This is a genomic window from Enterobacter sp. Res13-Sevr-PEC09-46, from assembly GCF_015672585.1.
Lineage (GTDB): Bacteria > Pseudomonadota > Gammaproteobacteria > Enterobacterales > Enterobacteriaceae > Enterobacter > Enterobacter hormaechei_C.
The window spans coordinates 411,323-432,914 of record NZ_JADABR010000005.1 but is presented as its reverse complement, the minus strand read 5'-3'; the positions used below and the strand labels follow the sequence as shown (position 1 = coordinate 432,914).

The window sequence follows — 21,592 nt, the reverse complement described above, 5'->3', positions numbered from 1 at the left end:
TTTTTAACGGTGAATGCTGAATTGTAGTCCGGGATTTTGCAGGGTTCCGCTCTCGGTGTACCATCCCGACAGACCTTAAATTCAACATTAACCCGGAAGAAAAAATGACCTCGCGAGTGATTGCCCTGGATTTAGACGGAACACTGCTTACCCCTCAGAAAACCCTGCTCCCCTCTTCTCTTGAGGCCCTCAAACGAGCCCAGGAAGCGGGGTATCAACTTCTCATCGTAACGGGTCGACATCACGTAGCCATTCATCCTTTTTATCAGGCACTGGGCTTAGATACACCTGCAATTTGTTGTAATGGCACCTATTTGTATGATTATCAGGCAAAAAAGGTTTTAGCCTCCGATCCGCTTCCCGTTACGCAGGCGCTGCAATTGATTGATTTACTGGATGAGCATGCCATTCACGGCCTGATGTATGTGGACAACGCCATGGTGTATGAACGCCCTACCGGCCATGTGATCCGCACCAGCAACTGGGCTCTGTCTCTGCCGGAAGCGCAGCGTCCGGTGTTCACTCAGGTTTCCTCCCTGCGCCAGGCGGCGGAAGACGTCGACGCAATCTGGAAATTTGCCCTGACCGATGAAGACACCGCCAAACTGAATACTTTCGCAAAACATGTCGAGCATACGCTGGGTCTGGAATGTGAATGGTCCTGGCACGATCAGGTGGATATCGCCCGCAAAGGCAACAGCAAAGGAAAGCGTCTGACCCAGTTCGTCGAATCGCAGGGCGGATCAATGCAGGACGTAATTGCCTTCGGCGATAACTATAACGACATCAGCATGCTGGAAGCGTCCGGAACGGGCGTGGCGATGGGTAATGCCGATGACGCGGTGAAAGCGCGCGCTGACGTGGTGATTGGCGATAACACCACCGACAGCATCGCGCAGTATATTTATACCCACCTGCTGTAATCAGGCGGTTATGGAAACGCTCTTGATTTGCGCGTAAAGCCACAGGCCAGGCTTGATGCCTAGCTCATCCCTGGCCCACGGGCTGATGCGCGCCCACAGCGTTCTGTTGCCTACTTCCAGCTGCACTTCCACCTGGCCGTTATCATCAAAACACTGCGCCACTTTTGCGCGCAAAATATTGCGGATACTGGTTTGCAGCGGCGGTTGCAGGACCAGGGAGACATCCGACGCCTGAATGCGGATCCGTAACGTGGACTGAATCGGCGTATCGATTTTATTCACCCACAAATGCTGATCGCCCAGCGCCAGCGCGGTCATCGCGTAGTGCGGATGGTGCTCCAGCACGCTCACCTTCAGAATGCTGCTCTGCTGCTCCTTTGGCAGCCATGGATGCATAACGCTGCTGCCCCACACCTCCTCCAGATTGCCGAATGCCTTCACCCTGCCCGCTTCCAGCACCAGCACTTTGTCGGCCAGATGTAAAATCTCATCCAGCGAATGGCTGACGTAGAGCATTGGCACATTGATTTCCCGCGCCAGACGTTGCAGATACGGCAGCAGCTCGCGCTTGCGCGGAATATCCAGCGAGGCCAGCGGCTCATCCAGCAGCAACAGTTCCGGCGCGGTTAACAGGGCGCGGCCAATCGCCACGCGCTGTTTTTCACCACCCGACAGCGACGACGGCAGACGATCCAGCAGCGGTTCGATGCCCAGCAGCGCCACCAGCTTATCGAACTGTCCGGCCATGTTTTTTGCCATGCCGTAACGCAGGTTCCCGCGAACGCTGTAGTGCGGAAACAGGCGCGCATCCTGAAACACATAGCCGATACGGCGTTTGTCCGGTGACAGGCAGACCTTCTTCTCCGCGTCATTCAAGACGCGGTTATTTAACACAATACGGCCAGACTGGGGACGCGTCAGGCCGCTAATCGCATTAATCAGCGACGTTTTCCCCGCCCCGGACACGCCAAAAATGGCGGTGATACCGCTGGCAGGCAGCGTTTCGTTCAGCGTCAGGGTGTGGCTGCCCAGGGTTTGCGTAAAGTTGAGTTCCAGCATCACGATTTCCCCATCCGTTCACGGCTGAGGCGCGCCAGCCACTCAGACACCAGCAGCGAGACCAGAGCGAGCACAATCGAAATAATACACAGCCGGGCCGCCGCACCTTCGCCGCCCGGGGTCTGAATCAGGGTATACATGGCCGACGGGATGGTCCGCGTCTCGCCGGGAATGTTCGACACAAAGGTGATGGTCGCGCCAAACTCACCCAACGAGCGGGCGAAGGCTAACACCGTACCGACGATAATGCCCGGTAACGTGAGCGGAAGCGTAATGGTCAGGAATACCCGCCAGCGGCCTGCGCCCAGCGTGCGGGCGGCCTGTTCTAACCGGATATCCACCCCTTCCAGCGCCAGGCGGATAGCGCGCACCATCAGCGGGAAGGACATTACTGCCGCGGCCAGAACCGCGCCGCGCCAGCTGAAAGCAAAGGTCAGTCCGAACCAGTCGTACAGCCATTCGCCGATAAAACCGCGCCGCCCCATGGAGATCAGCAGCAGATATCCGACCACCACAGGCGGTAAGACAAGCGGAAGATGGAGAACACTGTCGAGCAGGGCTTTGCCTAGAAACTTCACGCGAACCAGTAACCAGGCAAAGAACACCCCAAAGGGCAAACTCAGCGCAACCGCCAGGGAAGAGACTTTCAGGCTCAGCAGCACGGCCTGCCATTCAGGTTCGGTCAATATCATTCGTGAGTCGTAAATCCGTAACGTTTAAAGATCGCGGACGCTTCCGGCCCCTTCAGGTAGTCAACAAAGGCCGTCACGGTCGCATTTTTATGTCCATCAACTATCGCAACAGGATATTCTACTTTCTTATGCGAGTCTTCCGGGAAGGTGCCCACCACCTTCACACCTTTACTGGCGACGGCATCGGAGCCGTAAACGATCCCGAGTGGCGCTTCGTTACGCTCCACCAGCGCCAGCGCGCCACGCACATCTTCTGCGGGAGCCAGCTTCGGCGATAAGGTCTCCCATGCACCCAGTTTTTGTAGCGCTTCTTTCGCATAAATCCCGGCAGGAACATGCTCCGGATCGCCTACCGCCAGACGGCCACCGTTGAGCAGACGGGTCCAGTCCGTCTGTTTGTTGATGGCGATGTCGTCCTGCTTGCTGTTTGTGGGCGCGACCACCACCAGGCTATTTCCCAGCAGCGTTTCGCGGGTCGCCGTATCAACAGATTTTTTCTCCACCGCGTAATCCATCCATTTCTGATCGGCAGAGATGAACAGATCCGCGGGTGCCCCCGCTTCAATCTGGCGGGCCAGCGTGGACGAGGAGGCAAACGACGAGACCACCTCGACGTTTTTCTCTTTTTTGTATACCGCAGCAATATCCTGCATCGCGTTAGTCAGCGACGCCGCCGCAAAGACCGTGATTTTTCCTTCATCCGCCAGTGCGTGGGCGGTGAGTGAGAGAGTCAGCGTTGCCCCTGCGAAAAGGCGTACCCATGAACGTGCCATTTGAAGCTCCTGTGCGTGTCGTTATATACACATAAATATAACGACATATCGCAGGCGTTCCTAGCGCTAAATCGTACCCATTAATGCGTAAACTCAAGGAACGTTGTAAAAGATATCGGCGGGAAAGGAATAAACTTGAGAGCAAAACGCCCGGGCTGGCCGGGCGTTTTGGAGGAAATCATTGCTGCTTTTTAGGCTGGTCACGACGATGACCAATGTTCGAAAAGACGTTGAACACTTCACCCAGGCCGTAGATGGCACCGAGGATGATAGCCATCACTACTGGCACCATGATTACCGCGAATACCAGACTTTTCAACAACTCTAACATGGTTTTCTCCAGATCTTGTGAACGGCTTATTCTACCCTGAAAAGTAAGAAAAACATCCCCTTTTGTGCGGTGCGCTTTCCGCCCCCGGGCATTTGGGTCACAATAGCCTTTTTACCGGGACACTGTTATGCAGGCCGAAATTCTCCTCACCCTACGACTTCAGCAGAAGCTTTTCGCCGATCCGCGACGCATCGCCCTGTTAAAACAAATAGAACAAACTGGCTCGATTAGCCAGGGCGCCAAAAACGCCGGTATCAGCTATAAAAGCGCCTGGGATGCGATTAACGACATGAACACCCTGAGCGAACACACGCTGGTTGAGCGCGCCACCGGCGGGAAAGGCGGCGGCGGCGCCGTGTTGACGCGTTACGGGCAACGTCTGATCCAGCTCTACGATTTACTGGCGCAGATCCAGCAAAAAGCATTTGATGTGCTGAGCGATGACGACAACCTGCCGCTGGACAGCCTGCTGGGTGCCATCTCCCGTTTCTCTTTGCAGACCAGCGCCCGCAACCAGTGGTTTGGTACGGTGACGGGGCGCGATCATTCGCAGGTGCAGGAGCATATAGAGATCCTGCTTGCGGACGGTGCGACGCGCCTGAAAGCCGCCATCACCGCGCAAAGTGGTCAACGCCTTGGGCTGAACGAAGGTCAGGAGGTGCTGGTATTACTCAAAGCGCCCTGGATCAGCATCGCACTCAACCCTGAGCAGGCCGCAGAGGCCGACAACCAGCTACGCGGGCGTATCAGCCACATCGAGCGCGGCGCAGAACAGTGTGAAGTGCTGATGACTCTGCCGGATGGACAGTCGCTCTGCGCCACCGTTCCGGTGAACGACGCGACCGAATTAGACGAAGGTGCTGTGGTGACCGCATATTTCAATGCAGACCGGGTAATTATCGCCACATTGTGCTAATCGCATTGACAACCCCGCTAACACTGAGTATCCCTGACATCTGTTGCTGCAAAAAATGGGATAACACATGTCATCATTGCATATTTCGCAAGGCACGTTTCGTCTTAGCGATACCCGTACCTTATCGCTGCCAGAGTTAACCCTTCGCGCCGGAGAAAGCTGGGCGTTTGTGGGCACGAATGGCAGCGGAAAATCCGCGCTGGCACGCGCTCTGGCAGGCGAATTAACCCAACTTAAGGGTGAACGTCGGTGCACCTTTACCCGGCTGACGCGCCTTTCCTTCGAACAGCTGCAAAAGCTGGTCAGCGATGAGTGGCAGCGTAACAATACCGATTTGCTCAGCCCCGGCGAAGAAGATACCGGCCGCACGACGGCGGAAATTATCCAGGATGAGATAAAAAATCCTGCCCGCTGTCAGCAGCTGGCGGAGCAATTTGGCATTACCGCCCTGCTTAATCGCCGCTTTAAATACCTTTCAACCGGTGAAACGCGCAAAACGCTGCTGTGTCAGGCGCTGATGAGCGAGCCGGAACTCCTGATCCTGGATGAACCGTTTGACGGACTGGATGTGCAGTCCCGCGCGCAGCTGGCAGCGTTGCTGGCGTCGCTTAACCAGCAGGGATACACGCTTGTGCTGGTTCTTAACCGCTTTGATGAGATCCCGGATTTCGTACATTATGCGGGCGTGCTGGCGGACTGTAGCCTGACCGAAACCGGCGAGAAAGCCGTACTGCTCCGGCAGGCGCTGATTGCGCAGCTGGCGCACAGCGAGAAACTGGACGGTATTGCCCTGCCGGAGCCGGATGCGCCTTCGGCACGCCACGGGCTGGAGCCTGACCAGCCGCGCATTGTGCTGCGCGATGGGCTGGTTGCTTACGACGATCGCCCTATTCTTAATCACCTCAGCTGGACGGTTAATCCTGGTGAGCACTGGCAGATCGTCGGCCCCAACGGAGCGGGTAAATCCACGCTGCTGAGCCTGATCACCGGGGATCACCCGCAGGGATACAGCAACGATCTCACCCTGTTCGGCCGTCGCCGCGGCAGCGGGGAAACCATCTGGGATATCAAAAAGCACATCGGCTATGTCAGCAGCAGCCTGCATCTGGACTACCGGGTGAGCACCACGGTGCGAAACGTGATCCTCTCTGGCTTCTTCGACTCCATTGGTATTTATCAGGCGGTATCCGACAAGCAGCACAAGCTGGCGCAGCAGTGGCTGGATATTCTGGGTATGGATAACCGGGTCGCCGATGCGCCATTCCACAGCCTGTCGTGGGGGCAGCAGCGGCTGGCATTGATCGTCCGCGCGCTGGTCAAGCACCCTACGCTGCTGATTCTTGACGAACCGTTGCAGGGGCTGGATCCGCTCAACCGTCAGCTGATCCGCCGCTTTGTGGATGTCCTGATTAGCGAAGGTGAAACCCAGCTGCTGTTTGTGTCCCACCATGCTGAAGATGCCCCGTCCTGCATCACCCATCGGCTGGAATTTGTGCCTGACGGCGAGCAATACCGCTACCTGCTGAGCAAAATCGATTAACGCGTGGAGGGCGCTGCCCTCCGCTTTTCAGACAACCTGCAACAATACATCTCTATCTCTTTGATCTACAATGCTCTCAGTCTGAGAAAAAGCGCGTGTGAAAACCAGTGTAAACGATACCACTATTTTATCCCATGTCACACTTTTCGCGTCTCTGATATGCTATGGTTAATTCATACCATAAGCCTAATGGAGCGAAATATGCGAGTTCTGGTAACAGGTGGTAGCGGTTACATAGGAAGTCATACCTGTGTGCAACTGCTGCAAAGCGGCCACGATGTCGTCATTCTTGATAACCTGTGCAACAGTAAGCGCAGCGTGCTGCCGGTCATTGAACGCCTTTCGGGTAAACAGCCGACTTTCGTGGAAGGCGACATCCGCAATGAAGCGTTGATGACTGAAATCCTTCACGATCACGCGATTGAAACCGTTATCCACTTCGCGGGCCTGAAAGCGGTTGGCGAATCGGTGGCAAAACCGCTTGAGTACTATGACAACAACGTCAACGGTACACTGCGTCTGATCTCCGCCATGCGTGCGGCCAACGTTAAAAATTTTATCTTCAGCTCCTCCGCGACCGTCTACGGCGATCAGCCAAAAATCCCTTACGTTGAAAGCTTCCCGACCGGTACACCGCAAAGCCCGTATGGCAAAAGCAAGCTGATGGTAGAGCAGATCCTGACCGACCTGCAAAAAGCTCAGCCTGAGTGGAGCATTGCCTTGCTGCGCTACTTCAACCCGGTTGGCGCGCATCCGTCAGGTGATATGGGCGAAGATCCGCAGGGCATTCCTAATAACCTGATGCCGTATATCGCGCAGGTTGCCGTAGGGCGCCGCGATTCCCTGGCGATTTTTGGTAACGATTATCCCACCGAAGATGGCACCGGCGTGCGCGATTACATTCACGTCATGGATCTGGCCGACGGCCACGTGGCGGCGATGCAGCAGCTGGCTGATAAACCGGGCGTGCATATTTACAACCTCGGCGCCGGGATCGGCAGCAGCGTGCTGGACGTGGTGAATGCCTTCAGTAAAGCCTGCGGCAAGCCGGTGAAGTATCACTTCGCTCCCCGCCGGGATGGCGACCTCCCGGCTTACTGGGCCGATGCCACCAAAGCGGATAAAGAGCTTAACTGGCGTGTCACCCGCACGCTTGATGAAATGGCACAGGATACCTGGCACTGGCAGTCGCGCCATCCGCAAGGCTATCCAGATTAAGGATTTGTCATGACGCAATTCAATCCCGTCGATCACCCGCATCGTCGTTTTAACCCGCTCAGCGGGCAATGGATTTTAGTTTCACCGCATCGCGCCAAGCGCCCCTGGCAGGGGGCGCAAGAGACGCCTGCCAAACAGACGCTGCCGCAGCATGATCCGGACTGTTTCCTCTGCCCGGGCAATATGCGCGTGACGGGCGATAAAAACCCGGACTACCAAGGCACCTTCGTGTTTACTAACGACTTTGCCGCGCTGATGACCGATACGCCGGACGCGCCGGAAAGCCATGATCCGCTGATGCGCTGCGAAAGCGCCCGCGGCACCAGCCGCGTGATCTGCTTCTCGCCCGATCACAGTAAAACGCTGCCGGAGCTCAGCGTTGAGGCGCTGAAAGAGGTGGTCAGCACCTGGCAGGCGCAAACCGCAGAGCTGGGGCAGAGCTATCCGTGGGTGCAGGTGTTCGAAAACAAAGGCGCGGCGATGGGCTGCTCCAACCCGCATCCGCACGGTCAGATCTGGGCGAACAGCTTCCTGCCAAATGAAGCCGAGCGTGAGGACCGACTGCAAAAAGCATATTTCGCCCAGAACGGTTCGCCGATGCTAGTGGATTACACCCAGCGTGAGCTGGCGGATGGCAGCCGTACCGTGGTGGAAACCGAGCACTGGCTTGCGGTGGTCCCTTACTGGGCGGCGTGGCCGTTTGAGACGCTGCTGCTGCCTAAAGCCCATGTTCAGCGCATTACCGAACTCAGCGACGCCCAGCGAGACGACCTTGCGCTGGCGCTGAAAAAACTGACCAGCCGCTACGACAACCTCTTCCAGTGCTCCTTCCCCTACTCCATGGGCTGGCACGGCGCGCCGTTTAACGGCGAAGAGAATCAACACTGGCAGTTACATGCACACTTCTACCCGCCGCTGCTGCGTTCTGCGACGGTACGTAAATTCATGGTGGGCTATGAAATGCTGGCGGAAACCCAGCGCGACCTGACGGCGGAACAGGCGGCAGAACGTCTGCGTGCCGTTAGCGACGTCCATTACCGCGAATCAGGAGTCTAAAAATGAGTCTGAAAGATAAAACACAATCCCTGTTTGCTGAAAAATTTGGCTACCCTGCCACCCATGTTATCCAGGCGCCAGGCCGCGTTAATCTGATCGGCGAGCACACAGACTATAACGACGGTTTTGTCCTGCCGTGTGCCATCGACTACCAGACGGTGATCAGCTGCGCGAAACGCGACGATCGTCATGTGCGAGTGATCGCCGCGGATTACGGCAACGAAATTGACGAATTTTCCCTCGATGCGCCGATCGTGACCCACGACAGCCAGCAGTGGTCGAACTATGTTCGCGGCGTGGTGAAGCACCTGCAAAAGCGTAACAAGAATTTCGGCGGGGCCGATCTGGTGATCAGCGGCAACGTGCCGCAGGGGGCGGGATTAAGCTCTTCCGCATCGCTGGAAGTGGCGGTCGGCACCGTGTTCCAGCAGCTTTATCATCTGCCGCTGGACGGGGCGCAAATCGCCCTCAACGGTCAGGAAGCGGAAAACCAGTTCGTAGGCTGCAACTGCGGCATTATGGATCAGCTGATTTCCGCGCTGGGCAATAAAGAACACGCTTTGCTGATTGACTGCCGCTCCCTCGGGACCAAAGCGGTTCCACTGCCTAAAGGGGCGGCTGTGGTGATCATCAACAGCAACTTCAAACGCACCCTGGTGGGCAGCGAGTACAACACCCGTCGCGAACAGTGCGAAACCGGCGCGCGCTTCTTCCAGCAGCCAGCCCTGCGTGATGTCTCACTTGATGAATTTAACAAGGTTGCCCACGAGCTGGACCCGGTTGTCACGAAGCGCGTGCGTCATATACTGACGGAAAATGCCCGTACCGTAGAAGCCGCCTCCGCGCTGGCAAAAGGTGACCTGAAGCGGATGGGCGAGCTGATGGCCGAATCGCATGCCTCCATGCGTGACGATTTCGAAATCACCGTGCCGCAAATCGACACCCTGGTTGAAATTGTGAAAGCCACGATTGGCGACAAAGGCGGCGTGCGTATGACCGGCGGCGGATTTGGCGGGTGCGTCGTCGCCCTGGTGCCGGAAGAGCTGGTCCCTGCCATTCAGGACGCGGTGGCTAAACAGTACGAAGCCAAAACGGGCATCAAAGAAACTTTCTATGTCTGCAAAGCATCACAAGGAGCCGGACAGTGCTAAACGAAACACCAACACTCGCACCGGATGGTCTGCCGTATCGCCTGTTAACCCTGCGCAACAGTGCCGGGATGGTGGTTACGCTGATGGACTGGGGCGCAACGTTACTTTCTGCCCGCGTACCGATGCCTGACGGCAGCGTGCGCGAAACCCTGCTTGGCTGCGCATCGCCGGAGCAGTATATCGAGCAGACCGCTTTTCTGGGCGCATCCATAGGCCGCTACGCTAACCGCATCGCCAGAAGCCAGTTTACGCTGGACGGCGTAACGTATTCCCTGCTTGCCAGCCAGGGCGAAAATCAGCTACACGGCGGCCCGGAAGGGTTTGATAAACGTCGCTGGAAGATTGTGCAGCAAAATGACGGTGAGGTCTGGTTCTCTCTGGACTCCCTCGATGGAGACCAGGGCTTCCCGGGCAATCTCACCGCAACTGCGCGCTTCACCCTGACCGAAGATAATCGCATCGCCATTGAGTACCGCGCGACCGTCGATAAGCCGTGCCCGGTCAATCTGACTAACCACGCCTATTTCAACCTTGACGGTAATCAGACCGATGTCCGCAGCCACAAACTCCAGATCCTGGCGGATGAGTATCTGCCGGTCGATGAGATGGGTATCCCTTATCAGGGGCTGAAACCGGTAAGCGGAAATAGCTTTGATTTCCGTCAGCCGAAAACCATTGCTCAGGATTTCCTGAGTGATGACGATCAGCGCAAGGTGAAAGGCTACGACCACGCGTTCCTGTTGCAGGCAAAAGGCGATCTTTCTCAACCTGCCGCACAGGTCTGGTCTGCTGATGAGAAGTTACAGATGACGGTCTACACCACCGCCCCCGCCCTACAGTTCTACTCCGGTAACTATCTGGAGGGTACCACGGCGCGTGAACATGACGCCTACGGCGCCTGGCAAGGACTGGCGCTGGAGAGCGAGTTCCTTCCGGACACGCCTAACCATCCTGAATGGCCGCAGCCGGACTGCGTGCTACGTCCGGGTGAAGAGTACGTTAGCGTCACCGAGTATCATTTCATTCCGCGCGCTTAATGTCCGGCGGCGCACGGGCCTACGAATATAGGCCTGATAAGCGAAGCGCCATCCGGCAAAAAAGACTGGCCCTCATCGCGAGGGCTTTTTTATCTCCGCCTTGCTGAAAATAGCGGCGATCGCAGACAAAATCATAACCCTGGATTCACATGCATCTTACACTCTCGAACTATTTTCGCTATGGTTAGGGTTAAGCGTTGCTGCTGGCACAGTCACGGCAATATAATGAGAATTGTTATCATTCAAAATGCTTGAGGAGTAAGAAATGGCTAATACTAAGCTTGTCCTGGTGCGCCACGGCGAAAGCCAGTGGAACAACGAAAACCGCTTCACCGGTTGGTATGACGTTGATCTGTCCGAGAAAGGCGTGAGCGAAGCAAAAGCGGCAGGTAAACTGCTGAAAGAAGAAGGCTTCACCTTTGACTTTGCTTACACCTCTGTGCTGAAACGTGCCATCCATACCCTGTGGAACGTTCTGGACGAGCTGGATCAGGCCTGGCTGCCGGTTGAGAAATCCTGGAAACTGAACGAGCGTCACTACGGTGCGCTGCAAGGTCTGAACAAAGCGGAAACCGCAGAAAAATACGGTGACGAGCAGGTTAAGCAGTGGCGTCGTGGTTTTGCGGTCACGCCTCCAGAGCTGAGCAAAGATGACGAGCGCTACCCGGGCCACGATCCGCGTTACGCGAAGCTGACTGAGGCTGAACTGCCGCAGACCGAAAGCCTGGCGCTGACCATCGACCGCGTTGTGCCTTACTGGAACGAAACCATTCTGCCACGCCTGAAAAGCGGCGAGCGCGTCATTATCGCTGCTCACGGTAACTCCCTGCGTGCGCTGGTGAAATACCTGGACAACATGGGTGAAGATGAAATCCTCGAGCTGAATATCCCTACCGGCGTGCCGCTGGTGTACGAGTTCGACGAAAACTTCAAGCCAGTTAAACATTACTACCTGGGTAACGCCGACGAAATCGCTGCAAAAGCGGCGGCCGTGGCGAACCAGGGTAAAGCGAAGTAATATTCGCCGGACATAAAAAAAGCGTGGAGCAATCCACGCTTTTTTATTGCCCGGGACAAACTTAGCCGCGACGCGCTTTAACCGCATCCGCCAACTGACGCAGGATCGCATCGGTATCGTCCCAGCCAATGCAGGCATCCGTCACGCTCTTACCGTAGACCAGCGGCTCGCTGCCCTCCAGGTTCTGGTTGCCTTCCACCAGATGGCTCTCAATCATCACCCCAATCACTGCGCGTTCACCGCTGGCGATTTGCTGACACACATCTGCGCCGACTTCCATCTGCTTTTTAAACTGTTTGCTGGAGTTGGCATGGCTGAAATCGATCATCACCTGCGGTGCCAGACCCGCTTTCTCCAGCCCTGCTTTTACCTCCGCTACGTGTTTAGCACTGTAGTTAGGCTCTTTACCGCCGCGCAGTATGATATGGCAATCGCCATTACCGCTGGTATTCACGATAGCGGAGTGGCCCCACTTGGTCACCGACAGGAAGCAGTGCGGCGCGCCAGCCGCATTAATGGCGTCAATAGCGACTTTAATGGTGCCATCAGTGCCATTTTTGAACCCCACCGGGCATGACAGGCCAGACGCCAGCTCACGGTGAACCTGAGATTCCGTCGTACGCGCGCCAATAGCGCCCCAGCTCATCAGGTCAGCCAGATACTGCGGGGTGATCATATCGAGGAATTCTCCGGCAGCAGGCAGCCCGCTGTCGTTGATCTCCAGCAGCAGCTTACGCGCAATGCGCAGGCCGTCGTTGATCTGGAAACTGTTGTCCATATGCGGATCGTTGATCAACCCTTTCCAGCCCACGGTGGTACGCGGTTTTTCGAAATAAACGCGCATCACGATTTCCAGTTCGCCTTTCAGCTCTTCACGCAGGGCGAGCAGACGCGACGCATACTCTTTGGCCGCAGCAGGATCGTGAATGGAGCACGGCCCAATGACTACCAGAAGACGATCGTCGCTACCTTTCAGGATCTTGTGGATCGCCTTGCGGGCATGAGACACCGTGTTGGCGGCATTTTCGGTGGCGGGGAATTTTTCAAGGAGCGCTACGGGAGGTAATAACTCATTGATCTCTTTAATGCGTAAATCGTCGTTCTGATAATTCATCTTCTTTCCGGCTCTGCCATATCTTTAGTAATGAAAGCAATCCTTTCAATCTAACTTGTCGGCCACGAAGTGTAAACGGGCTTTTACACTTCGCGCAGATAATTCCTGGAATTCGCCTAAAATACACAACAAAATAGCGAAAAATGAGATCTGGCCTAAGCTTTTTACTTGTAACGACTGTTTTTAAATATTTATACGCGATTCCATCCTGACATAAATCAGGAAACTGGGATCTTTCGCCACTGAACAAGATGCACTGTTGGAGAATGTTATCCAGCGTAACGATAAGAACAGGAGCACCATGATGAAAATGACGAAACTGACTACGCTTTTCCTGACGGCAACCCTAACTCTGGCAAGCGGTAGCGTACTGGCTGCTGACGCAGGCTCATCCGGCAGCAACGGCGACGCTAATGCCGCTGCCGAAGCGGGCCAGGTTGCGCCGGATGCAAAACAGAATATTGCGCCAAACAATGTTGATAACAGTAATATCAACACGGGCAATACCAACACCGGCGGGACGAGCACAGGCACGATGAACCATGAGGGTATGACCACCGACGAGGTTCATAAAAACTCTGTGTGTAAAGACGGGAAATGCCCGGACCCGAATGACAAAGTAGGCAGCGATGCCAATACCAAAACGGACGGTACTACCCAGTAACCTTCCGTAAGGTAAAACAGGGAGAGCGAATGCTCTCCTTTTTTATTTAAGCTCTTAAAAACGCTAAACTAAAAATAATAATAAATCAGGAACGATACCATGGCGCACTCCCACTCCCATTCCTACTCCACTGGCGATGAAAATGCCAAACGGCTTCTGCTGGCTTTTGGCGTCACTGCCACCTTTATGATAATTGAGGTAATAGGCGGGCTGATATCCGGATCGCTGGCGCTGCTGGCCGATGCCGGGCATATGCTGACCGACGCTGCCGCGCTCCTGTTTGCTCTGCTGGCCGTGCAGTTTGCCCGTCGCCCTCCCAATACCCGCCACACCTTTGGCTGGCTCAGACTGACCACGCTTGCCGCCTTTGTGAATGCGATTGCACTGGTGGTCATTACTCTTCTTATCGTCTGGGAGGCTTTTCAGCGCTTTCGGCATCCACAACCGATAGCCGGGACGACAATGATGGTTATCGCCATTGCCGGGTTGGTCGCCAATATTCTGGCGTTCTGGATATTGCACCGCGGCAGCAGTGAAAAAAATCTGAACGTACGGGCCGCGGCGCTTCATGTGCTGGGCGATCTGCTGGGTTCCGTAGGTGCCATCGTAGCCGCGCTGATCATTATGGGCACGGGCTGGACTCCCATCGACCCGATTCTTTCCGTGCTGGTATCGTGCCTTGTATTACGCAGTGCCTGGCGGCTGTTGAAAGAGAGCGTCAATGAGCTGCTGGAAGGCGCTCCCACGTCGCTGGATATTGGCGAGCTAAAACGCAATCTGTGTCGTTCCATTCCTGAAGTCCGTAACGTTCACCACGTTCACGTCTGGCTGGTGGGTGAGAAACCGCTTATGACGCTGCACGTTCAGGTTATTCCGCCCCACGATCACGATGCGTTGCTTGAACGTATTCGGCACTTCCTTGAGCATCACTACGAAATTGCGCACGCCACCATCCAGATGGAGTATCAGCCATGTAACGGGCCAGACTGTCACCTGAACGAGGCGCAGTCCGGCCACTCACACGCCCATCACCATTAACGGGAAAGCGCGCGCGAGCCACGCTCACGCGCGCTGTTAATCCACATGCGGCTACCGTTCAGGGCAATGACCGTCAGCAGCATGTACTCCAGCGACATGGCATAAACACCCTGGCGGGCAAAAATCACCACGCTAATGACGTTGATGACCACCCACAGCAGCCAGTTCTCAACGTATTTACGGGTCATCAGGATCATTGCGGCAATCGACAACACCATCATGCAGGAATCCCAGAACGGGAAGGCATCCGGCTGAAGCTCAGACATCGTCACATTTAATCCCAGACCCGACATGACCGAGACCGCCACGCGCGTCAGGAAGGCAAATACCGGATCAATAAAGACGGTCATAAAGCCGATAGCCACCACGCAGGCCGCGAACCAGGCGATGGCTTTTGGCAACGGCAGCCAGCGGATTTGCAGTTCCGCCTCCTGCTGACTGTTTTGCCGAGACCAGGCGTACCAGCCATAGATATTGGCTGCGAAGAAGAACAGCTGTAGAAGCAGGCTGGCGTAGAGCTGGATCTGGAAAAAGATGATCGCAAACAGCGTGACGTTTATCAGCCCGAACGCATAGTTGCTGATCTTCTCAAGGCTGGCCAGCCAGATACAGAGTAAACCGGCCAGCGTACCCACCGCTTCAATCCACGACAGGTCATAGCCGCCCGCACCAATCGGGATATGAACCAAGATGTTCTGTGTGCTAAAAAAATCCATTTTTTCTCCGGGGCGTAATAAGTTAAGTACGTAGTGTAGCCGCAAAATCCAGCATACGGTTAAGTGGAATTAACGCGCCTTCACGCAGAGCGGCATCCACGTGGATCTCATGCGCTGCGCCACCGTTCTCCAGGCCCTCCGCAATCGCTTTGAGCCCATTCATCGCCATCCACGGGCAATGCGCGCAGCTTCGGCAGGTCGCCCCTTCTCCGGCGGTCGGCGCTTCGAGCAACGTTTTTTCCGGCACGGCCTGCTGCATCTTGTAGAAGATACCGCGATCGGTCGCCACAATGAGCTGCTTGTGTGACAGGGTTTTCGCAGCATGAATGAGCTGGCTGGTTGACCCGACGGCATCCGCCATGTCGACGATGGACTGCGGGGATTCCGGGTGCACCAGAATCGCGGCGTCCGGGTATAACCCTCTCATGCGCGTCAGGGCCTGGGTCTTAAACTCGTCGTGAACGATACAGGCGCCCTGCCAGCACAGCACATCCGCACCGGTTTGTTTTTGTACATAGTTTCCCAGGTGACGATCGGGCGCCCAGATGATTTTCTCCCCCAGGCTGTCCAGATGCTCAATCAGCTCAACGGCGATACTAGAGGTCACTACCCAGTCTGCCCGGGCTTTCACCGCCGCAGACGTGTTGGCATAGACCACCACGGTACGATCAGGGTGGGCATCACAGAAGGCGGTGAACTCATCAATCGGGCAACCGAGGTCAAGGGAGCATTCGGCATTCAGCGTCGGCATCAGTATGGTTTTTTCCGGGCTGAGAATTTTTGCCGTTTCGCCCATGAAGCGCACACCTGCAACCAGCAGCGTGGAGGCAGGATGTTTTGCACCGAAACGCGCCATTTCCAGGGAATCTGAGATACAGCCGCCCGTCTCTTCTGCCAGCTGCTGAATTTCCGGGTCGGTGTAGTAATGCGCCACCATCACCGCATCACGCTCTTTAAGCAGGCGCTTGATTTTTTCACGATAGAACTGTTTTTCATCCCGGCTTAGCGGAGCGGGCTTCGGCGGGAAGGGATAGATTGCGGTTTCGGGATCAAACATCACACTCATTATGGCTTCTCGTTTTACTGGCTTAACAATATTGCCTTTGTTTTGCATGAGATAACAAAAATGAGGCAATGGTGTTTTGTATACTAAACAAGATAGCGAATTTGAGGGGGAATGTCATCGGGAATTGATGCCGGTAGCATCTGTCGGGTGGCGGCTTCGCCTTACCCGACCTACAAGGCACTGGCGAACGACAGATAGCAAAAAGGCGCCTTTAGGGCGCCTTTCAACACTGGTGGGTCGTGCAGGATTCGAACCTGCGACCAATTGATTAAAAGTCAACTGCTCTACCAACTGAGCTAACGACCCCTTGCGGGATGTACTTCAAATCTATTCAGGCTGGTGGGTCGTGCAGGATTCGAACCTGCGACCAATTGATTAAAAGTCAACTGCTCTACCAACTGAGCTAACGACCCATTCGGGTGTTGCCTGAATTATCACTCGGAACCAATAAAATTGGTGGGTCGTGCAGGATTCGAACCTGCGACCAATTGATTAAAAGTCAACTGCTCTACCAACTGAGCTAACGACCCGAGTGGTGGGTGATGACGGGCTCGAACCGCCGACCCCCTCCGTGTAAAGGAGATGCTCTACCAACTGAGCTAATCACCCACTCTGTACTGCCAGAACTGCTTTAAGTGGTGGGTCGTGCAGGATTCGAACCTGCGACCAATTGATTAAAAGTCAACTGCTCTACCAACTGAGCTAACGACCCACTTTTGCGCTGCTTTCACGTTGTTTGATATCCCGTGGCAACGGCGGCATATATTACTGATTTAAGAATTCTGCGCAACAAAAATTTCGATGAAGATCACTTAACTGCTTAGGAATCATGCTGCACGACCAGAAATGACGCGATTTCTGGTCATGCGATAATCAACCCATCGAACTCAAACGTTTTTGCGCTTGTTTGGCGCCGTCTGTACCCGGGAATTTTGCAACCACCTGCTGATAAACCGCTTTGGCTTTTGCAGTGTCGCCTTTGTCCTGCATGATCACGCCGACTTTATACATCGCATCAGGCGCTTTCGGTGATTTCGGGTAATTTTTCACCACAGAGGCAAAATAAAACGCCGCATCATCCTTTTTACCCTTGTTGTAATTCAACTGACCCAGCCAGTAATTCGCATTAGGCTGGTAAGTGGAGTCAGGGTACTTCTTAACGAAGTTCTGAAACGCAACGATAGCATCGTCCTGGCGCGATTTGTCCTGCACCAGGGCAATGGCCGCGTTGTAGTCCGTATTCGCGTCACCGCTCTGTACAGGCGCACCAGACGACGCGGAGGCATCTGCCGCAGGTGCAGGCGTTGCCGCACCGCTTTGATCGCCTGCTGCTGGCTGTGCTGCTGCTCCGCCGCTGTTCAGGCTATCCATCTGCAACAAAATTTGCTTCTGGCGCTCCACAACCTGATTAAGCTGATACTGACTCTCCTGGATCTGACCACGAAGGGAATCAATATCATTCTGGTTATCGGAAAGCTGCTGCTGGAGTTGAGTTAAAAGCTGGCTGTGAGCGTTAGAAATACGCTCGAGTTGAGTGACCCGGTCTTCTACCGAGCCTGAGCCGACACTACTGATTGGTGCCTGAGCAAAAGCGGCCCAGGGGGCCGCTATTCCAACCAGTAACGACAGACTCATCAGATGATGTCTGAAGTTACTGCTCATGCAATTCTCTTAGTAAACGAGTACGGCACGACGGTTTTTGGAGTAAGCCGCTTCGTCGTGACCCAGTACTGCTGGTTTTTCTTTACCGTAAGAAACGATGGAGATCTGGTCAGCAGAAACGCCTTTACCCTGGAGGTACATTTTAACAGCGTTTGCACGACGTTCACCCAGGGAGATGTTGTACTCCGGAGTACCACGTTCGTCCGCATGACCTTCTACGGTGACTTTGTAAGACGGGTTGCTACGCAGGAAGTTTGCGTGCGCATCCAGCATTGCAGCGAAGTCAGAACGGATGTCGTATTTATCCAGATCGAAGTAAACGATGTTGTTCTGCTGTAACTGCTGCATCTGAAGACGCGCTTGCTCTTCAGAAGACATATTGCCATTGCCGTTAGCGTCCATACCGGTGCCGGCACCCATCATGCCTTCGCCGCTCTGGTCATTGCTTGCGTTCTTGTTAGAAGAACACGCTGCGATTGCCATAACAGGCAGAGCGATCATCAGCCCCTTCAGCACTTTGTTCAGTTGCATTTCTAAGATTCCTTTAGTAATCAATTAATTATTATTACAGATACGGCGACCAGGCAGGTGATTTTACCTGTCCATCAGTTGCCGGAAGACGCGCTTTGAAACGCCCATCTGTAGAAACCAGATTCAGCACGGATCCCATCCCCTGAGAAGAGCTGTAGATTACCATGGTGCCGTTAGGTGCCAGACTTGGCGTTTCATCCAGGAACGTTGACGACAGTACTTGTACGCCCCCCGTTACCAGATCTTGTTTGGCAATGTGCTGCTGACCACCCGCAGTACTGACCATTACCATTGTTTTACCATCGGCACTGACGTCAGCATCCTGGTTCTGAGAACCTTCCCAGGTAATACGCTGCGCTGCTCCGCCGTTGATATTCACTTTATAAACTTGTGGACGACCTGCCTGGTCAGACGTAAAGGCCAGATTCTGGCTGTCCGGGAACCAGGTTGGCTCAGTGTTGTTGCTACGACCATCCGTGACCTGACGGATCTGACCAGAGCCAATATCCATCACGTACAGGTTCAGGCTACCGGTTTTAGACAGGGCAAACGCCAGTTTGGTACCGTCCGGAGAGAACGCAGGCGCACCGTTGTGACGCGGGAATGACGCAACCTGACGCACAGCACCGTTAGAGAGCGTCTGGATAACCAGCGCGGAACGGCCGCTTTCGAAGGTCACGTACGCCAGCTTAGAGCCGTCCGGAGACCATGCCGGAGACATCAGCGGCTGTGGTGAACGGTGTACGGTGAACTGGTTGTAGCCATCGTAATCAGAGACGCGCAGCTCATAAGGGAACTGGCCGCCGTTGGTCTGTACTACGTACGCGATACGAGTACGGAACGCACCTTTAATACCGGTCAGCTTCTCAAACACTTCGTCACTCGCCGTATGGCCTGCGTAACGCAGCCACTGCTTGTTCACCTTATACGTGTTTTGAGCCAGAACGGTACCCGGCGCACCGCCGGTATCCACCAGCTGATAAGCGACGTTATAGCCGCCGTCTGGCGCAGGAGTAACCTGTCCGACAACCACGGCATCAATACCCAGTGCAGACCATGCAGCAGGTTGAACTTCCTGAGCGGTACCCGGCTGCTGCGGCAGACGAGAACGATCTAAGGGGTTAAATTTACCGCTGTTACGCAGGTCAGCTGCAACAATGCCGCCAATATCTTCAGGCGCAGCGCCCGGGCCTGCCCACTGGAACGGAACGACACCGATTGGACGCGCTGAGTCGTTCCAGTCGGTAATGTCGATGCTTACTGTGGCATGCACTGCTGACGTCAACAGTACTAAAAAACCAAAAGCTAATCGTAATGCCTGCTTCATCATATCTCCCTTATCCGAACAATAAGTCCTGGATAATTTAGCAGAAGGTTAACAAACTCAAATACACAAAACTATCAGAACCCGATAACCGCAGCTCTGCTTATGGCTTAAAGTTCAGCGAAGCGTCTTTGAACACTTCATAGACAGCCTGTGACGGAGGTTTTGGCAGTTTTGCCTGATTCACTGCCACAAGTGCAGCCTGGCATAACGCTTCATCTCCCCCTTCTGACTCAACGCTCAGCACCATACCATCCGTAGCCAGTTTAATATGCAGTCGGCAGGTTTTCCCGGTATAGAGCGATTTATCGTTAAGTCTGCTGGCAATAGCCGCAGCAATCTGATTCTTATAGTCGTTGATCTCAGCGCCAGAAGCACCGTTGTTCTTAGTGTTACCACTTCCTGCCGGTGCTGCGTTACTTCCTTTCGCCCCACCGCCCGTTTTCGGTGCATTCTTACCGGAGCTCAGGTCGCCCAGCAGATCGTCAACCCCTGCGGCAGCGGCTTTTTCCGCAGCAGCGGCCTTTTTAGCTGCGGCTTTTTCGGCAGCCGCTTTCTTATCAGCAGCGGCTTTCTCAGCTGCCGCTTTTTTATCAGCAGCGGCTTTTTCCGCAGCGGCGGCTTTTTCTGCCGCAGCTTTCTCGGCGGCGGCCGCTTTTTTCGCAGCATCAGCAGCCGCTTTCTTCTCTGCTTCCTGCGCAGCTTTTTTGGCGGCTTCCGCTTCGGCTTTCTTCTGTGCGTCAGCGGCCGCTTTTTTCGCCGCTTCGGCTTCTGCTTTCTTCTTCGCATCAGCAGCCGCTTTCTTCGCCGCGTCTGCGGCTAACTTAGCCTGAGCATCTGCCTGCGCCTTCGCGTCTGCCGCGGCTTTGGCTGCCGCCTCTTCCGCCTGCTTCTGCTGTTCCTGCGCCTTCTTCGCTGCGGCTTCAGCCTGTTTCTGCTGCTCCGCCTGCTCTTTAGCGGTTTCCTGCGCCTGCAAACGCTCTTTCTCAAGCTGCTTCAGACGTTCCTGCTCAGCGGCCTGCTTTTCACGCAGCTCTTCCGCCTGCTGTTGCGCCTGTTTTTCTCGCTGCTCTTCAGCACGTTTAGAGCTCGCCTGCTGCTGTTGCTGACGATTATAGTTCTGAACGATCGCACCAGGATCCACCATAACGGCGTCGATGGAGGACCCCCCACCGCCGCCTGATGCATCAAGGTGCTCATCGAACGAACTCCAGATCAGCGCTGCAAAAAGAATTACGTGCAGCACTGCGGAGACGATTATCGCTCGCTTAAGCTTGTCGTTCTGTTCGGTTGCCTTTGACACTATCGGTTCCCAAAAACTACGCAGATGATCAAATAGGCTGAGTCATTAAGCCAACTGACTTAACGCCCGCGCTATGTAGCAAGTTCAGCGCTTTGATAATTTCATCATATGGTACGTCTTTCGCACCACCGATTAAGAAGACCGTCTTCGGATTTGACTCCAGGCGTCGTTGCGCTTCAGCAATAACCTGCTCTGGCGGAAGCTGATCCATACGATCTTTCTCTACCACCACGCTGTACTGCCCTACGCCGGAAACCTCAATGATGACCGGAGGATCGTCATTGGTGCTTACCGCCTGTGATTCTGTCGCATCCGGCAGATCAACTTCCACGCTCTGGGTGATGATGGGCGCCGTCGCCATAAAGATCAGCAGCAGCACCAGCAGCACGTCCAGTAACGGAACGATATTGATTTCGGACTTGAGCTCGCGACGACCTCGTCCACGCGATCTGGCCATGGT

Annotated in this window: 22 protein-coding genes and 5 tRNA genes; 10 read left to right on the top strand and 17 right to left on the bottom strand. The window is 54.9% G+C overall.

Annotated features, from left to right (window positions below; genetic code table 11):
• Window positions 1-104: 104 nt before the first annotated feature.
• Window positions 105-923 carry a pyridoxal phosphatase gene (locus IMQ56_RS03340; protein ID WP_017384949.1) on the top strand — a complete coding sequence of 273 codons (819 nt, stop codon included), beginning with the start codon at window positions 105-107 and terminating at the stop codon, window positions 921-923.
• On the opposite strand, the gene modC is transcribed toward IMQ56_RS03340, so the two are convergent.
• The 4 genes from modC to IMQ56_RS03320 form a co-directional block, all read right to left on the bottom strand.
• A complete protein-coding gene (modC, locus tag IMQ56_RS03335) occupies window positions 924-1,982 on the bottom strand; it encodes a molybdenum ABC transporter ATP-binding protein ModC (RefSeq protein WP_017694124.1) in 1,059 nt (352 codons plus the stop codon).
• On the bottom strand, window positions 1,982-2,674 hold the full coding sequence (gene modB / locus IMQ56_RS03330) for a molybdate ABC transporter permease subunit (protein WP_196063723.1): 693 nt from the start codon (window positions 2,672-2,674) through the stop codon (window positions 1,982-1,984). Before modB ends, modC begins: the two co-directional genes overlap by 1 nt.
• Window positions 2,671-3,447, bottom strand: a complete 777-nt coding sequence (gene modA, locus IMQ56_RS03325) for a molybdate ABC transporter substrate-binding protein (RefSeq protein WP_017384951.1) — start codon at window positions 3,445-3,447, stop codon at window positions 2,671-2,673. Before modA ends, modB begins: the two co-directional genes overlap by 4 nt.
• 178 nt (window positions 3,448-3,625) lie before the next feature.
• Window positions 3,626-3,778 carry an AcrZ family multidrug efflux pump-associated protein gene (locus IMQ56_RS03320; protein ID WP_003858549.1) on the bottom strand — a complete coding sequence of 51 codons (153 nt, stop codon included), beginning with the start codon at window positions 3,776-3,778 and terminating at the stop codon, window positions 3,626-3,628.
• Window positions 3,779-3,905: 127 nt separating this feature from the next.
• Between IMQ56_RS03320 and modE the strand changes: the two genes are divergently transcribed.
• The 7 genes from modE (at window position 3,906) to gpmA (ending at window position 11,714) form a co-directional block, all read left to right on the top strand.
• Window positions 3,906-4,694, top strand: coding sequence for a molybdenum-dependent transcriptional regulator (modE, locus tag IMQ56_RS03315; protein ID WP_017384952.1), 789 nt, complete (start codon window positions 3,906-3,908; stop codon window positions 4,692-4,694).
• 67 nt (window positions 4,695-4,761) lie between these two features.
• Window positions 4,762-6,234, top strand: coding sequence for a molybdate ABC transporter ATP-binding protein ModF (gene modF / locus IMQ56_RS03310; RefSeq protein WP_196063724.1), 1,473 nt, complete (start codon window positions 4,762-4,764; stop codon window positions 6,232-6,234).
• Between the two features lie 201 nt (window positions 6,235-6,435).
• Window positions 6,436-7,452 (top strand): UDP-glucose 4-epimerase GalE, encoded by a 1,017-nt coding sequence (galE, locus tag IMQ56_RS03305; protein WP_003858554.1) that lies wholly within the window; start codon window positions 6,436-6,438, stop codon window positions 7,450-7,452.
• A gap of 9 nt (window positions 7,453-7,461) precedes the next feature.
• Window positions 7,462-8,508 carry a galactose-1-phosphate uridylyltransferase gene (gene galT, locus IMQ56_RS03300; protein WP_047717924.1) on the top strand — a complete coding sequence of 349 codons (1,047 nt, stop codon included), beginning with the start codon at window positions 7,462-7,464 and terminating at the stop codon, window positions 8,506-8,508.
• 2 nt (window positions 8,509-8,510) lie between these two features.
• On the top strand, window positions 8,511-9,659 hold the full coding sequence (galK, locus tag IMQ56_RS03295; RefSeq protein ID WP_048220262.1) for a galactokinase: 1,149 nt from the start codon (window positions 8,511-8,513) through the stop codon (window positions 9,657-9,659).
• On the top strand, window positions 9,653-10,696 hold the full coding sequence (gene galM / locus IMQ56_RS03290) for a galactose-1-epimerase (protein ID WP_045328178.1): 1,044 nt from the start codon (window positions 9,653-9,655) through the stop codon (window positions 10,694-10,696). Before galK ends, galM begins: the two co-directional genes overlap by 7 nt.
• 265 nt (window positions 10,697-10,961) lie before the next feature.
• Window positions 10,962-11,714, top strand: a complete 753-nt coding sequence (gene gpmA, locus IMQ56_RS03285; RefSeq protein WP_006809557.1) for a 2,3-diphosphoglycerate-dependent phosphoglycerate mutase — start codon at window positions 10,962-10,964, stop codon at window positions 11,712-11,714.
• A gap of 61 nt (window positions 11,715-11,775) precedes the next feature.
• Here the strand turns inward: gpmA and aroG are convergent, their stop codons facing one another.
• On the bottom strand, window positions 11,776-12,828 hold the full coding sequence (gene aroG, locus IMQ56_RS03280; protein ID WP_003858564.1) for a 3-deoxy-7-phosphoheptulonate synthase AroG: 1,053 nt from the start codon (window positions 12,826-12,828) through the stop codon (window positions 11,776-11,778).
• A 304-nt stretch (window positions 12,829-13,132) separates the two neighbouring features.
• Between aroG and IMQ56_RS03275 the strand changes: the two genes are divergently transcribed.
• Together IMQ56_RS03275 and zitB are read left to right on the top strand one after the other, a co-directional pair.
• The gene (locus tag IMQ56_RS03275) at window positions 13,133-13,492 is read left to right on the top strand and encodes a protein YbgS (protein WP_017384957.1); all 360 of its coding nucleotides are present in this window, start codon (window positions 13,133-13,135) and stop codon (window positions 13,490-13,492) included.
• A gap of 99 nt (window positions 13,493-13,591) precedes the next feature.
• Window positions 13,592-14,530, top strand: coding sequence for a CDF family zinc transporter ZitB (gene zitB, locus IMQ56_RS03270; RefSeq protein ID WP_196063725.1), 939 nt, complete (start codon window positions 13,592-13,594; stop codon window positions 14,528-14,530).
• On the opposite strand, the gene pnuC is transcribed toward zitB, so the two are convergent.
• The 12 genes from pnuC to tolR form a co-directional block, all read right to left on the bottom strand.
• On the bottom strand, window positions 14,527-15,246 hold the full coding sequence (gene pnuC / locus IMQ56_RS03265) for a nicotinamide riboside transporter PnuC (RefSeq protein WP_196063726.1): 720 nt from the start codon (window positions 15,244-15,246) through the stop codon (window positions 14,527-14,529). The two genes, zitB and pnuC, sit on opposite strands and share 4 nt — an antisense overlap.
• Before the next feature lie 22 nt (window positions 15,247-15,268).
• Window positions 15,269-16,312, bottom strand: a complete 1,044-nt coding sequence (nadA, locus tag IMQ56_RS03260) for a quinolinate synthase NadA (protein ID WP_017384960.1) — start codon at window positions 16,310-16,312, stop codon at window positions 15,269-15,271.
• Between the two features lie 230 nt (window positions 16,313-16,542).
• Window positions 16,543-16,618, bottom strand: a tRNA-Lys gene (locus IMQ56_RS03255).
• A gap of 31 nt (window positions 16,619-16,649) precedes the next feature.
• Window positions 16,650-16,725 (bottom strand) — tRNA-Lys (locus IMQ56_RS03250).
• Window positions 16,726-16,766: 41 nt separating this feature from the next.
• A tRNA-Lys gene (locus IMQ56_RS03245) sits at window positions 16,767-16,842 on the bottom strand.
• A gap of 3 nt (window positions 16,843-16,845) precedes the next feature.
• Window positions 16,846-16,921: transfer RNA gene (locus tag IMQ56_RS03240), tRNA-Val, on the bottom strand.
• Between the two features lie 27 nt (window positions 16,922-16,948).
• A tRNA-Lys gene (locus IMQ56_RS03235) sits at window positions 16,949-17,024 on the bottom strand.
• Between the two features lie 161 nt (window positions 17,025-17,185).
• Window positions 17,186-17,974, bottom strand: a complete 789-nt coding sequence (gene cpoB, locus IMQ56_RS03230) for a cell division protein CpoB (protein ID WP_003858574.1) — start codon at window positions 17,972-17,974, stop codon at window positions 17,186-17,188.
• Between the two features lie 9 nt (window positions 17,975-17,983).
• Complete coding sequence (gene pal, locus IMQ56_RS03225) at window positions 17,984-18,505, bottom strand: peptidoglycan-associated lipoprotein Pal (protein ID WP_003858578.1); 522 nt, start codon at window positions 18,503-18,505, stop codon at window positions 17,984-17,986.
• Between the two features lie 34 nt (window positions 18,506-18,539).
• Complete coding sequence (tolB, locus tag IMQ56_RS03220; RefSeq protein WP_017384962.1) at window positions 18,540-19,832, bottom strand: Tol-Pal system beta propeller repeat protein TolB; 1,293 nt, start codon at window positions 19,830-19,832, stop codon at window positions 18,540-18,542.
• A 100-nt stretch (window positions 19,833-19,932) separates the two neighbouring features.
• A complete protein-coding gene (tolA, locus tag IMQ56_RS03215) occupies window positions 19,933-21,132 on the bottom strand; it encodes a cell envelope integrity protein TolA (RefSeq protein WP_196063727.1) in 1,200 nt (399 codons plus the stop codon).
• A 28-nt stretch (window positions 21,133-21,160) separates the two neighbouring features.
• Window positions 21,161-21,589 carry a colicin uptake protein TolR gene (gene tolR / locus IMQ56_RS03210; protein WP_003858589.1) on the bottom strand — a complete coding sequence of 143 codons (429 nt, stop codon included), beginning with the start codon at window positions 21,587-21,589 and terminating at the stop codon, window positions 21,161-21,163.
• Between the last annotated feature and the right edge of the window lie 3 nt (window positions 21,590-21,592).

What these genes read in the sequence shown, in the direction of transcription:
- gpmA (WP_006809557.1), top strand. Translation starts at nt 10,962, where the DNA reads ATGGCTAATACTAAGCTTGTCCTGGTGCGCCACGGCGAAAGCCAGTGG.
- galK (WP_048220262.1), top strand. Translation starts at nt 8,511, where the DNA reads ATGAGTCTGAAAGATAAAACACAATCCCTGTTTGCTGAAAAATTTGGC.
- IMQ56_RS03320 (WP_003858549.1), bottom strand. Translation starts at nt 3,778, where the DNA reads ATGTTAGAGTTGTTGAAAAGTCTGGTATTCGCGGTAATCATGGTGCCA.
- modC (WP_017694124.1), bottom strand. Translation starts at nt 1,982, where the DNA reads ATGCTGGAACTCAACTTTACGCAAACCCTGGGCAGCCACACCCTGACG.
- pal (WP_003858578.1), bottom strand. Translation starts at nt 18,505, where the DNA reads ATGCAACTGAACAAAGTGCTGAAGGGGCTGATGATCGCTCTGCCTGTT.
- nadA (WP_017384960.1), bottom strand. Translation starts at nt 16,312, where the DNA reads ATGAGTGTGATGTTTGATCCCGAAACCGCAATCTATCCCTTCCCGCCG.
- modB (WP_196063723.1), bottom strand. Translation starts at nt 2,674, where the DNA reads ATGATATTGACCGAACCTGAATGGCAGGCCGTGCTGCTGAGCCTGAAA.
- tolR (WP_003858589.1), bottom strand. Translation starts at nt 21,589, where the DNA reads ATGGCCAGATCGCGTGGACGAGGTCGTCGCGAGCTCAAGTCCGAAATC.
- pnuC (WP_196063726.1), bottom strand. Translation starts at nt 15,246, where the DNA reads ATGGATTTTTTTAGCACACAGAACATCTTGGTTCATATCCCGATTGGT.
- cpoB (WP_003858574.1), bottom strand. Translation starts at nt 17,974, where the DNA reads ATGAGCAGTAACTTCAGACATCATCTGATGAGTCTGTCGTTACTGGTT.
- tolB (WP_017384962.1), bottom strand. Translation starts at nt 19,832, where the DNA reads ATGAAGCAGGCATTACGATTAGCTTTTGGTTTTTTAGTACTGTTGACG.
- modA (WP_017384951.1), bottom strand. Translation starts at nt 3,447, where the DNA reads ATGGCACGTTCATGGGTACGCCTTTTCGCAGGGGCAACGCTGACTCTC.
- IMQ56_RS03275 (WP_017384957.1), top strand. Translation starts at nt 13,133, where the DNA reads ATGAAAATGACGAAACTGACTACGCTTTTCCTGACGGCAACCCTAACT.
- IMQ56_RS03340 (WP_017384949.1), top strand. Translation starts at nt 105, where the DNA reads ATGACCTCGCGAGTGATTGCCCTGGATTTAGACGGAACACTGCTTACC.
- aroG (WP_003858564.1), bottom strand. Translation starts at nt 12,828, where the DNA reads ATGAATTATCAGAACGACGATTTACGCATTAAAGAGATCAATGAGTTA.
- zitB (WP_196063725.1), top strand. Translation starts at nt 13,592, where the DNA reads ATGGCGCACTCCCACTCCCATTCCTACTCCACTGGCGATGAAAATGCC.
- galT (WP_047717924.1), top strand. Translation starts at nt 7,462, where the DNA reads ATGACGCAATTCAATCCCGTCGATCACCCGCATCGTCGTTTTAACCCG.
- modE (WP_017384952.1), top strand. Translation starts at nt 3,906, where the DNA reads ATGCAGGCCGAAATTCTCCTCACCCTACGACTTCAGCAGAAGCTTTTC.
- galE (WP_003858554.1), top strand. Translation starts at nt 6,436, where the DNA reads ATGCGAGTTCTGGTAACAGGTGGTAGCGGTTACATAGGAAGTCATACC.
- modF (WP_196063724.1), top strand. Translation starts at nt 4,762, where the DNA reads ATGTCATCATTGCATATTTCGCAAGGCACGTTTCGTCTTAGCGATACC.